This window comes from Cypionkella sp. (assembly GCF_030652235.1).
Lineage (GTDB): Bacteria > Pseudomonadota > Alphaproteobacteria > Rhodobacterales > Rhodobacteraceae > Cypionkella.
On record NZ_JAUSBA010000008.1, the window covers coordinates 79,263 to 90,632 of the forward strand.

The 11,370-nt window shown below is 58.9% G+C and carries 11 protein-coding genes and 1 pseudogene; 6 read left to right on the forward strand and 6 right to left on the reverse strand.

The window, feature by feature from the left end; genetic code table 11:
* Positions 1-86 precede the first annotated feature (86 nt).
* The 6 genes from Q7V03_RS01995 (at position 87) to Q7V03_RS02020 (ending at position 5,455) form a co-directional block, all read left to right on the forward strand.
* Positions 87-1,145 (forward strand): polysaccharide biosynthesis/export family protein, encoded by a 1,059-nt coding sequence (locus tag Q7V03_RS01995; RefSeq protein WP_304923933.1) that lies wholly within the window; start codon positions 87-89, stop codon positions 1,143-1,145.
* An 8-nt stretch (positions 1,146-1,153) separates the two neighbouring features.
* A complete protein-coding gene (locus Q7V03_RS02000) occupies positions 1,154-1,591 on the forward strand; it encodes a low molecular weight phosphotyrosine protein phosphatase (RefSeq protein WP_304923934.1) in 438 nt (145 codons plus the stop codon).
* Positions 1,592-1,604: 13 nt separating this feature from the next.
* Positions 1,605-3,791, forward strand: coding sequence for a polysaccharide biosynthesis tyrosine autokinase (locus Q7V03_RS02005; RefSeq protein WP_304923935.1), 2,187 nt, complete (start codon positions 1,605-1,607; stop codon positions 3,789-3,791).
* Positions 3,792-3,981: 190 nt separating this feature from the next.
* Complete coding sequence (locus tag Q7V03_RS02010; protein ID WP_304923936.1) at positions 3,982-4,767, forward strand: hypothetical protein; 786 nt, start codon at positions 3,982-3,984, stop codon at positions 4,765-4,767.
* Positions 4,768-4,793: 26 nt separating this feature from the next.
* Positions 4,794-5,093: a hypothetical protein gene (locus tag Q7V03_RS02015; RefSeq protein ID WP_304923937.1), complete on the forward strand. Its 300-nt coding sequence runs from the start codon at positions 4,794-4,796 to the stop codon at positions 5,091-5,093.
* A gap of 113 nt (positions 5,094-5,206) precedes the next feature.
* Complete coding sequence (locus Q7V03_RS02020; RefSeq protein WP_304923938.1) at positions 5,207-5,455, forward strand: DUF2269 family protein; 249 nt, start codon at positions 5,207-5,209, stop codon at positions 5,453-5,455.
* A gap of 47 nt (positions 5,456-5,502) precedes the next feature.
* Here Q7V03_RS02020 and Q7V03_RS02030 read toward each other — a convergent pair.
* The 6 genes and pseudogenes from Q7V03_RS02030 to Q7V03_RS02055 form a co-directional block, all read right to left on the reverse strand.
* Positions 5,503-6,998: pseudogene (locus tag Q7V03_RS02030) on the reverse strand (IS66 family transposase).
* 59 nt (positions 6,999-7,057) lie between these two features.
* Positions 7,058-7,405, reverse strand: coding sequence for an IS66 family insertion sequence element accessory protein TnpB (gene tnpB, locus Q7V03_RS02035; RefSeq protein WP_304923940.1), 348 nt, complete (start codon positions 7,403-7,405; stop codon positions 7,058-7,060).
* Positions 7,406-7,970: 565 nt separating this feature from the next.
* Positions 7,971-8,138: a hypothetical protein gene (locus Q7V03_RS02040; protein ID WP_304923941.1), complete on the reverse strand. Its 168-nt coding sequence runs from the start codon at positions 8,136-8,138 to the stop codon at positions 7,971-7,973.
* A gap of 177 nt (positions 8,139-8,315) precedes the next feature.
* Positions 8,316-8,792, reverse strand: coding sequence for a type IV secretory system conjugative DNA transfer family protein (locus Q7V03_RS02045; protein ID WP_304923942.1), 477 nt, complete (start codon positions 8,790-8,792; stop codon positions 8,316-8,318).
* A gap of 238 nt (positions 8,793-9,030) precedes the next feature.
* Positions 9,031-9,873 (reverse strand): hypothetical protein, encoded by an 843-nt coding sequence (locus Q7V03_RS02050; RefSeq protein WP_304923943.1) that lies wholly within the window; start codon positions 9,871-9,873, stop codon positions 9,031-9,033.
* 225 nt (positions 9,874-10,098) lie between these two features.
* The gene (locus Q7V03_RS02055; RefSeq protein ID WP_304923944.1) at positions 10,099-10,755 is read right to left on the reverse strand and encodes a hypothetical protein; all 657 of its coding nucleotides are present in this window, start codon (positions 10,753-10,755) and stop codon (positions 10,099-10,101) included.
* Positions 10,756-11,370: the final 615 nt, after the last annotated feature.

Here is an 11,370-nt window from a genome sequence, read left to right on the forward strand (position 1 = left end):
ACCGGCTCCGGCACGCGCGTTTGCCCGTTTACTTCGCATGGGCCCATGCGCTAGACGGGTGAGGGAATTGTAATACGTTGGGTCTCATGCGCGGATTGATTTTTGCCTCGGTTTGTATGGCTCTTGCGTCCTGCACGGACGGGTTCACCACTTTTCCTGTCAGCCAGGGCGCGCAGCAGGCCCTGACAGAAAACGTCACAATCGTCAGGCTCGATGCGGCCAATATCGCCCGTTTTTCCCGGTCGGCACGCGGCCCGCAGAGCACCAGTCTTCGTGCCTCGACGAATTGGGAATACAAGGTCGGAACCGGCGACATTCTGAGCATCATCGTATTTGAACAGCCCGAACTGACGCTGGCATCCGGGCCGGTGCCGAGTGCGGCCCAAAGTGGTTTCAGCGTGCAGGCCGATGGTGCATTTTTCTTTCCCTACATTGGGCAAGTGCAGGCCCGTGGGCGCGTGATTGAGGATATCCGTATTGAGGTTGCCAAGCGTCTGGCCGAATTCTTCCCTGACCCGCAGGTTGAAGTTCGGATATCGCAGTTCAATTCGCAACGCGTTAACGTAGCGGGCGAAGTGAAGCAGCCGAACCGGCAGGCGCTGAATACGGTGGCGCTCACCCTGCTGGAGGCAGTCAGTGCCGCCGGGGGCATGACCGAGACGGCAGATCCGACAAGGATAACGCTTCAACGAAGCGGTAAAGTTTATCCAATCGACCTGAAGGCTTTCCTGGAACACGGCTATGCGCCGAACAATCCGGTCATGCACGATGGCGACATCATCACGGTGCCCCGACGTCAAACCGAAGAGGCCTATCTGCTTGGCGAAGTTGTCCGCCCGGCGACAGTCGATTTGTCGCTTGAACCGGTGACCCTGACCCAGGCGTTGACACGTCAGGGCGGTGTCGACGGTCTTCGGGCGGATGCACGTGGGGTCTTTGTGTTCCGTTCCGTGGGGGCACAAATGATGGTCTTCCAGCTTGAGACGGCTTCGCCAGTCGGGCTTTTGTTGGGGACGCGTTTTGTGCTTTCAGCCGGTGACGTGGTCTATGTGACAAGATCGCCCCTGCAACGCTGGAACGATACTATTTCCCGGCTGTTGCCAACCGTTCAAGCAACGGCTGCGGCGAACAGCATTGGCAATTGACGGTCCAGATGCTGGTGCGCAAAGTCTTGGTGGTCTGTGTGGGAAACATTTGCCGTTCGCCAGTCGGCGAGCACTTGTTGCGGCAGATGGTGCCGGGGCTTGATGTGGGATCGGTGGGCTTGGGTGCAATGGTCGGTCAACCAGCCGATGCGCTGGCCGCCGAGGTTGCTGCGGCAAACGGAGTTTCGCTGGAGGGGCATGTGGCGCGCCAGTTCACACAAGAACTTGGCGGCGCGCACGACCTGCTTCTCGTCATGGAGCATGGCCACAAACGCGAGGTTGCACGCCTCGCCCCGCATCTTTCGGGGCGCACGTTGCTGTTCGATCGGTGGACCGGTATGCAGGGCATTGCCGACCCTTACCGGCGGTCGCGCGACTTTCACGAAGGCGTTTTCCGGCAGATCAGGGCCGCATCAGTCGCTTGGGCTGAGCGTTTGAAGCGATAATGGAGGTATCCGATTGACACCGAACCCCGTCTCCATGACCTCGCCCGAGCGCGACGACGACGAAATTGATCTGGGTGCGCTGCTGGCGCAATTCTGGGCAGGCAAGTGGCACATTGGCGCGTTCGTTCTGGTGGCCGGGATCATTGGCCTGGCCAATGCGATGCTCACCCCGCCGACCTATCAGGCCGACGCGCTGTTGCAGCTTGAGGCCAAAAAGGCCAGCCTCGCGCTGCCAGCGGCGATGAGCGATCTGATGAATAATGATCCCGTCACCGTCACCGAGATCGAAATCATTCGCTCGCGCATGGTGGTCGGCCGCGCCGTTGCCGAATTGCACCTTGACTGGCAGGTCACCCCCCGCACCGCACCGGTCATCGGCTCGGCACTGGCGCGCTATGCGCTGCCGATTCCCGAGGTTGACTTTCTGACCCCTTACATACGGCGGGGCGACAGCATTCGCCTTGACTATCTGGAAGTGCCCCCGGAATGGGTCGGGCAAGCGATCGTTCTGACCTCGGGTGCAGACAACGCCTATCGCCTTGATCTGCCGAACGGTACCAGCGTAGAGGGCCGAACCGGCGAAACCCTGCAGGACCCGATCCTTGGCTATTCGGTTCGCATCGGTGAATTGACCGCCCCACCCGGCAGGCAATTCAGCCTTGTGCATCAAAGCGAAAGCGCCGCGATTGATGGCCTCCGCAATGCACTTTCCGTGTCTGAACGTGGGCGTCAGTCGGCGGTTCTGGAACTGCGTCTGACCTCTGGCGACCGACAGCAGGCGCAGCGGGTTCTTGACGCCATTGCGCAAGCCTATCTGGCCCAAAACATCGCACGCAGCGCCGCCGAAGCGGAAGGCAGCCTGACCTTTGTCGAAAAACAGCTTCCCGACGCCGAACGCGCCGTGGCCGAGGCCGAAAGTGCCCTGAACAGCTATCGCCAGAAACAACAGTCCGTTGACCTCAGCCTTGAAACCCAGGGACTTCTTAGCCAAACCACCAGCCTTGAGGCCGAATTGCGCGGCATGGATGCGCAAGAGGAAGAACTGCGCCAGAAATATACCAAAAGCCATCCGATTTATCAGGAACTTCTGGCCAATCGTGCTCGTCTGGAAGAGCAACTTGCCAAATTGCGAAGTGAGGTTGAAGCCCTGCCCGAAACCCAACGTAAGATCGTCAACCTGACACGCACGCTTGAACTTGCGCAGGCGGTCTATGTCCAGCTTTTGAACCGTTCGCAGGAATTGCGGGTCTTGCGCGCCAGCAGCATCGGCAATGTGCGCATCATCGACAGTGCCCGAACCGCGCAGAATGCGATTGCGCCGCGCAAGGCACTGATCCTTGCCCTGTCGCTGGTTCTGGGCGGCATGGCAGGTGTGGGGTATATCCTGGTCCGGAATTGGCTGCACCAAGGGGTGCGGGGTGCGGATCAGTTGGAAAAGCTTGGCCTGCCGGTGTTTGCCACGATCAATTACTCGCCGGTCGGTTTCCAAGCGCGCAATGTTCGGGATTCCCTGTCGATTCTGGCGATCAGGGAACCCACCGATCTGGCCGTCGAGGGCTTTCGCTCGCTGCGTACCAGCCTGCATTTCGGTATGCTGGACGCCAAGACCCGGTCGGTGGCAATCATCAGTTCCGCGCCGGAAGCCGGGAAATCCTTTACTTGTATCAATCTTTCAGTGTTGGCCGCCCAAGCTGGCCAACGGGTCTGTCTGGTTGATGCCGACATGCGACGCGGCATGCTGCGGCGCTATTTCAATCTCCCTAAGAACACGCCGGGTCTCGCGGAGCTTTTGGCCGGGAAAGTAACATTGGACGAGGTTCTGGTAGAGGGGCCAGTGCCGGGGCTCAGCTTCCTGCCCACCGGGCGTTTTCCGCCGAACCCGTCCGAACTGCTGATGCGCGCCAGTTTTTCCGAGCTGATCGAAACGCTTAACACGCGCTTTGATCTGACCTTGCTCGATAGCTCACCGGTCCTTGCGGTGACCGACCCCGTCGTGATCGGTCGCGCGACTGGCGCGACGATCGCCGTGGTGCGCCATGACGTGACCCCGATCGGCGAAGTGCTGGCGATGCAACGTGCCCTTGCAATCGGGGGCGTTCGACTGGCAGGCGTGGTTCTGAACGGCTTTGATCCGCGCAAGGCGCGAGCCTACAGCTACAATTACAGCTATCGTTACGAGTACAAGAAAAAGGCAGAGTGAAACGGTCTGACGACAATGGCCGCATCTGCACTCTTGTGCCGTTCGGGCGAGGAAACCCTGGGGCCGCCTTTGCGTTTCTTGACAACTAAACCATGGTGGTCAATATGACACACAAATACTTGGTAAGGTTTTGACGGCTTATTTTTCGTCCAGATCTTCTATATGTAAAAAGGCGACCTTGAGGGGCATCATGCAAAAAACGGTATCTGCATTCGTGACTGTTACCTTCGCCGTCGGCTTGGGCGCAAGTGCGGGTTTTGCGCAAAGTACGGGTCCTGTTCAGGCGCCGAGCGCGACGCTGCCGAGCCCGAGCGCGCAATTGGCCTTCCCCGGAACATTCGGAGTCCCCTCAGCCGTCGCGCCGAGATCAGGAAGCGCCTTTGTGGGTGCGACCTATGCCACGCCACGCGGTGGTGTCTTGGGCGCAGGCGGCGATGGGGATATCGTCGCCGGCTATAGCATCGGCAACCCGCTGGACGCCGTCAGCGTGACGATTGGCTTGGCGCTCACCGGTACCATCCCGCTTGGGGATGCTGGATCCTTCAGTTTGACGGCCTCGCGCTTGCTGCAAGCCGGCGGCAACACGGCGACCTTCTTCGGGGTGTCTGCCTCGAACCTCCTGCCGTGGGGGGTGAACGCCCGCCGTTCCGAACAATACAGCGGTTATGTTTCGCATCTGGTGGGTGTCAAAGCCGGATCCGTTGAAATTCCGCTTCAGTTTGTATTGGGTTACGGCACGGACAATACCCGTGACAGCGCCGGGGCAGGCCAGCTCAGCGATGGTGCCTTTGCGGGGATCGGGATTGGCGTGAGCGAGAATACAAGCGTCAGCGTCTCGGCGACGCGCACGCAAATGAATGTCGGAATGTCGTATGCGATACCGCGCACCGGCCTCAGCGCAACCCTTGGTGTGATGGATGCCACCGACAACACGGATCGCCGGCAAGTCAGCTTCTCGGTCGCCTACGGCTTTTGATGACGTAAATGAGGATGAGGACAATGATGAAATTTGTACTTGTGGCAGCCCTCACATTGGCATCGGCGAATGTCGCATCCGCTGGGGATACTGTAACCATTAACATGCCAGGCGGCGCGACGCAGACCGTGTCGACCAGCATGGTCGCCGCCGCTATTCACCGCGCGGACAGCACTGCGGGTTTCTTGGGTAAGGCGGGCACCGGTGCTGTTACCAGTGTGACCCAAAACGCGGCGACGGGCTATTTTACAGTGACCACTGCGGGCGGACAGACTTACACGGTGTCGTCCCGATTTATCACAACGCTTCTATCCTACTATAAGTAGGTGTAAAATTTGTCGGCCCATCTGATATCGGAAACGTATGCCTCGGGTTCTATTTTTGCTCCAATCGAGAAAAACGTAATATTGAAAGTTTTTTAACGGATAACCCATTGTAATTGTATAAGAAAATCAGGAGAAGGTTCGCCCCCAGTCGCGTTCCCTCCGCCAATTGGCCCTCGCCGTTTAGTGCGGCTTGCAGTCAGCGACACCGAACCGGGCAGATCGCAGGTGTCGCCGGGATCGTCGTTCTAGCAGAACCCATCTTCACCGTGACTGCGGCGCTCTCCCAACCGATCACCGGCTATCTTTTGACACGCGATGCCGAAGCAATCCTCTCCGAGCAATACCATAGGCTTTACCTCTGATGTTTCGCGTTCGGCCTTCTTACCGTAACCGTCCGGCCTGACCGCAGTTATCGGGCATTCCATGGCAGGAGTTCGTCGATCCTATTGATTTTGTGGTCGGCAATGTGGGCCAGAGTGTCGGCGAGCCATGCTTGTGGATCGACGCCGTTGAGCTTTGCGGTTTCGATCAGGGTGTAGCCGATTGCCGCGGATTTGCCGCCGGTTTGCGATCCGATGAAGAGGTAGTTCTTGCGGCCCAAAGCGACGGCCCACATCGCCCTCTCGGCGGTGTTGTTGTCCAGTTCCAGGATGCCGTGATCGAGGTAGGGGCGCATCCGGGCCATTCGGGTGAGGGCATAGCGGATCGCTACGGCGAGGGGGCTTTTGCCAGATATGTCAGGCAGTTGGGCACTCAGCCAAGCGTCCAGAGTGTTGAAGACCGGCCTCGCCTCGGCCTGCCTGATCTCGACCCGCTGATCGGGCGGCAAGCCCGGGCGACCTTTTCGACAGCATAAAGCTCGGCGATCCGCATGATGGCCTCGTCTGCGATGGCCGAGCCTTGCGCCTTGTGCACATCGACGAACTTCCGTCTGACATGGGCCATGCAGGCGACTTCGCGGATATCACCGGATCGATACAGGTCTTCGAACCCGGCATAGCCATCGGCATGCATCCAACCCTTGTATTTGGCGAGCTGATCCTTCGGGTGCTCGCCTTTGCGGTCGCAGGTGAAGCGATATCAGCTGGCGGGTGGAACCGCGCTGCCCCAGGGACGTTCATCCCGACCGTAAGCCCAAAGCCGTGCGGTTTGGGTCTTGCCGGTGCCCGGTGCCAGCATCGCGACCGGAGTGTCGTCAACGAAGATCGCCTGACCCGCCAGCACATGCCGCCCGATGGCATCGGCCAGCGGCGACAGCAGGGCGGTGGATTTGCCCACCCAATCGGCCAGTGTGGAGCGGTCCAGATCACGGCCGTCGCGCTCGAAGATCTGGCTTTGGCGGTAAAGCGGAAGATGATCGGCGTATTTGTTGACCAACACATGGGCCAGCAGTCCCGGTCCCGGCCTGCCGCGCTCGATCGGGCGGGTCGGCAGCGGTGCCTGGGTGAAGCAATCGCAGCCTGAGCAAGCCATCCTTGGGCGCACGATGCGGTTCACGATGAACCTTCCGGGCAGGTATTCCAGTTCCTCGGTTACATCCTCGCCCAACCGGCGCAACTTGCCGCCGCACTGAGCGCAGGCTGTATCGCCGGTGGTCAATTCGACCTCCACGCGCGGAATATGGTCCGGGATTGGCTTGCGCTTGGGCTTATCGGCGGGGGTATCCTCCGGCAGGCGCAGCTTGGCTGTCAGTGCGGCAATGGCGATCTCGCTCATTTCCAAGGCCAATTGCAACTGCTCGGCGGTCTCGGACGAAGCACCAAAGCGATGGGCACGATGCCCCGCCAATTGATGCCGCAGCTTCTCGATCAGCACTGCCTGCGACTTCACTTCGGCCAGCAAAAGTGCGGTGAACGCCCGCAGTTCCGCAGGGTCTTTCGGCAGCGATTTGGTGACATCCAGCATGGCGAAAGTGTAGCAAAACAAGCCTGTTACGGGAATCCAAAACCGCAAAATCTCTCATTTTATCCTGCTGATAAAGGTCGCCATGTGCGCTGCGGCAGTCGCCAGTCAATACCTTCCAGCAGCATCGCCAACTGAGCCGGGGTCAGAGCGATCTTTCCTTCCTTCGCGGATGGCCAGACGAAACGCCCCTTCTCCAGCCGCTTCGAGAACAGACAGGCCCCTTGACCATCCCACCAGATGATCTTGATCAGATCGCCCTGCCGCCCGCGGAAGACAAACATGTGGCCGCTGAACGGGTTTTGCTTCGTCGTCTGCTCGGCTTGGGCCGCAAGTGCGGAAAAGCCCCTGCGCATATCGGTCACCCCGACCGCCAACCAGACCTGCGTGTTCATCGGGACCGGGATCATCCCGACAGGCCACGGATCAGCCGGGCCAACGCTTCGGGATCATAAGACCCGCTGATCCGCAGACGGTGCCTGCCGGCAAGCTCAACCTCAATCTGACCGTCACTTTTGGTGTGCACCTCGTCCTCGCGGTGGACGTGCGCCTCAATATCGACCGGTAGGAAACAGGGCGCATCCGCAGCGGCTTGCGCCTCGCCCGGCGCAAAACGCGCGTCACCTGCGCGACCGAAACGTCTGCCGCTGTCGTCTGCAGGCAGATCGACCGCTTCTCTTCGTCAGACCACAACCGCCGCGTCCGACGCACCATTGAAGACCCCATAATGTCCGCTATCCCAAGCGGACACTATCCCACGCTCTTAAAACACGGCAGGGCAGTCACGCCGGGCGCTTACTTCTTACCTTCACCGCAGTCCTTGCAATCCTCGGGCTGATGCAGACCAAACCGTCAGGCTGAAGGGTATCGGATTGGTAGGTTGCCCGAGGCAATATGCTGCGCTTTGCATGAAGGTCATACTTGGGATGCTCTGCAAGATGAACCCGAAGCTCTGCCTCAGACCGACCACGATGGCTATGATTGGAGTTCTTTGACCTTCTGCGTGAATCTGTTCATGCGCGAAGTCGCGATCGTTTGCTTTGGTTTAAGCGCTTTGAGGGACGCTTCACCTTCCGACGTCGCACCATGCAACTGAAAGACCTGCTTGGCCAGGTCAACGCCGATGATCGAAACTTCCTTCATAGCCAAATCCTCCTAATCCTGTCTGGATCACTATGGCACATAAGTGCCGTCAGGAGGGGCTACCCAACCCATCATCAGAGCCCGAATTTGAGCTCACTTCGCTGCACGACACGTCGCACCGAACCGAACCTAGGCAGGAGTCCTTTTGTAGTGGCATTTTCAACTATTTCCCGGGATTTAGTGGGCCGAAACCACCGTGGAGATTTTCTTCGCAGGCACGCGCCTTGCGCTCACAGCCTTTGCTTTGAGTTCAGAGAACCCAACGATTGCTGCAGCCGCAATTTCGGCCTTGAGGGAAATGCTTTGAGCGCTGTCACCGTCAGCCTTCGCCAAATCCGACAAACGAACCGGCGCCTGTTTCTCGTCGATGGTGCGCTCACCCGGATAAGGCAACTCAAGCCCCTGACGCGCCGATTCAATCGGCCCAAAATGCCGATCCGCATAATATCGGATGTGCAGAGCCCGGATCGGATACTGCCCCTCGGGGAGAATGATCACCTCATCTAGTGGAAACCGCAGCAGCTCGTTCGCCGAAACCAGTGGTCGTTCCTCTGATCTGCGGCTGACATTCGCGCTGTCGTCGAGGGCACGGACCCGCGACTGGCTTTCGGTCACAGCGGTGATTGTCGAACGGCCCAAGGCGTTTGACAGCACATCAGCAGGGCTTCTGACAGACCCAAAGTCAGTCAAAATTGTGATTAACGCGGATGGTCAAATCTGGTTCGAGCGCGCGGGTGATGCAGGAATGAATTAGCAGGCTTTCCTGCTCTGACGGGGGAGGATCTTGTCGAGTTCGCATCGAATCTGCGGGTGGCGCTGGAGCGCGATTGGGCGAAGCGTCACCACTTGTTTCGGGCAATGTAGACTTTCGGAAGCCTCACCATGAGCAATGTCATCGCGAAATCTCCCCTGCCATCACCGCTTGGCCGTGCACGGCGAGGGTCGCGGTGAACTTTGGACAGGCAAAGCGCTTGATGACGTCGAGAACCCGAGCGTCGTAGGCGGCTTGCCCGATCGCGCGGCAAAGATCGGAAGCGTGAAACTGCCGATTGATGCTTGGAGCGGCTGCAATCTGGGCCAGCAGTTCTTGCTCTCGAGGATCGAGCGGTTTCTCAGGCACAGCAGGAATTATCTGGCGGGGCACTTCACCGGGCGACTTGCGCCACCGGCGCATGAAGCCAAGCAAAAAGCCCGCCGGCACATTTTCATTGCCGCGCGCTCGGTTGAAGGCCAAGAAACGTTCCCAGATCACCTGCGTGTCGACGTTCCAACAGGGTAGCGCGGTCTTCGCAGCCTTGATCAGCTCGGCCCAACAGGTCCGGAAGACATTCGATTTATCGTCAATGTTGATTTGTCCCGAAAATATAGTTTTGTTAGTATTTTCTTTATATAGTGATGTGTCACCGCCGCCTGACATGACGCAGCTAGGCTCCCCGTCGCTATCGAGGGCCGAGAAGCGAAAAAGCCAAGGGGCATACTTGCCATGTGGCTTATGGCGGACGAGTTGGAGCTCTGAGGTCTCAAGCTCGTTCAGCAGGACACTCAGATATTGCCGTGAGACGCCGACTTTCTCGGCAAGAGCCGACAAAGTGAATGCCGCCGTTCCCCGGGGCAAGCCGTTGTAGCCTTCCTTCCAGGAAATCCCATCTAGGATAAAGGTCGCCAGCTTGTGAGCGGAAACGGAAAGGTTGGTCTGTGTGATCCGGCGCAGGATCAGTCCGGTTGTAGGTTCCATGGTCAGGTTCTCCTGAGAGGACCAACGCCATGCCGTGAGGTAAAAACATTCTTGCCAGCAAAACAACTTTGCTGGTTGCAGACGTTTCGACGTTGCGCTAAAAAAAACGTGTTCAGTGGTTTTTCTAGCGCGGCGTCAGGCTTCACAGTCTGGCGTCGTTCTCGTTTTGGGGTTCAGTGCAAAAGTTCAGGAGCGCGGGCTTAGGCGAGACTAGCCCGCGCAAGTTCAGTAGCGGACCTCTTCGAAGCCGTAGTTTCCCGCATGATCACGCCAGTCGACAAAGACCGCGCGATAATTCACCGAGGCGCAGTGCAGCGGACGGGGCAGGGCGGAAGCTGGTGGTACCTGGGCGACGCTCGAGCGCAACCAACGGTAATCGCCTTGAACCCCGTAAGAGCCAAGGCGTGTCGCATCGGAGCGGATGCAGTCGCCATCCCGATCTCTACGCTGGCTAAACTGGATATGGTAAACTCGGATGCTCCTGACGAAGTCAAAGGCATCGCCGGAAATGTCGACGTTTGCCTGTTCGTCTGCCTGCACCGGGACGAGGGGAAGTGAGCTGTCAGGCAAACTGATCGACGGCGAAACCTGAGACGCGATGTTGATGAGCCATTCCCTTGGCGAGGGGGCTGCAGGGCTACTGAACGACGCCCCCATGGGACAGCGCCAGATCTGCAAGGGCGGCTCGATCGGCCAAGGCGTAATCCGCTGGATGAACACTGCCCGCGCATGGGTGCAGGGCGCCGAGGCCGGCCAGCCACCTGCAAGACACAACAGGATCGCACAGTCGACGGGGTAAGCTTGGGCCGGTGCTGCCGTGCCGAGCAGGCCGGATACGGTTATGGCTGCGGCAGTCGCAGCGCTTCGGATCATTTGCTTCATGACGCCGACTCCCTCTATAATAGTGTGTCGATACGAAACAACACTACCGATAGCAAGGAGATTTCATCGTAGGGCGACGGGAAGCATCGGTTAACGGCAACGGCTTGAGCCACGCAGTGGTTTGGTAGGCTCAAATGCATCACGATCGCCTCAAACGCCGCCGCAGTCAGACTTCATCGCTGCAGACTTCAGGTCTTACCTCCGCGAAGCACCGCTCAGACGGCAACTCCCGGCAAAGTATGCCGGCGATGGATGCTGGGGTCATTTCCAGGTCAGGTTCCTCGAGCGAGCGCAGGCTGCTCAAGCTGCTCTCGCGACACTTTACTCAATAGCGTCAATGAACCGTCCATAGTCCTCGCTGACCTCGCGGGCCTCGCTGAATGCCCGGGCCCGCTCTTCATCGATGCAGCGGAAATAATCCTGCACCTCCGCAATATAGGTCTCGAAATCTCCCCGGATCAGATCCCTATAAATGGGGTCTGATGCCGGAGAGTGCGGAATAGTACGCTAAGCCCGACGGGTCATCGTTTTGGCCATCGATACTCCCCCGTAAGAAGGATGTGAGCCCACCCGAGCGGCGAGATGTGCGCCAGCAGCTCGGGTGGGCATTCTAAT

What these genes read in the sequence shown, in the direction of transcription:
- tnpB (WP_304923940.1), bottom strand. Translation starts at nt 7,405, where the DNA reads ATGATCCCGGTCCCGATGAACACGCAGGTCTGGTTGGCGGTCGGGGTG.
- Q7V03_RS02015 (WP_304923937.1), top strand. Translation starts at nt 4,794, where the DNA reads ATGAAATTTGTACTTGTGGCAGCCCTCACATTGGCATCGGCGAATGTC.
- Q7V03_RS02055 (WP_304923944.1), bottom strand. Translation starts at nt 10,755, where the DNA reads ATGAAGCAAATGATCCGAAGCGCTGCGACTGCCGCAGCCATAACCGTA.
- Q7V03_RS02040 (WP_304923941.1), bottom strand. Translation starts at nt 8,138, where the DNA reads ATGAAGGAAGTTTCGATCATCGGCGTTGACCTGGCCAAGCAGGTCTTT.
- Q7V03_RS02000 (WP_304923934.1), top strand. Translation starts at nt 1,154, where the DNA reads ATGCTGGTGCGCAAAGTCTTGGTGGTCTGTGTGGGAAACATTTGCCGT.
- Q7V03_RS01995 (WP_304923933.1), top strand. Translation starts at nt 87, where the DNA reads ATGCGCGGATTGATTTTTGCCTCGGTTTGTATGGCTCTTGCGTCCTGC.
- Q7V03_RS02010 (WP_304923936.1), top strand. Translation starts at nt 3,982, where the DNA reads ATGCAAAAAACGGTATCTGCATTCGTGACTGTTACCTTCGCCGTCGGC.
- Q7V03_RS02050 (WP_304923943.1), bottom strand. Translation starts at nt 9,873, where the DNA reads ATGGAACCTACAACCGGACTGATCCTGCGCCGGATCACACAGACCAAC.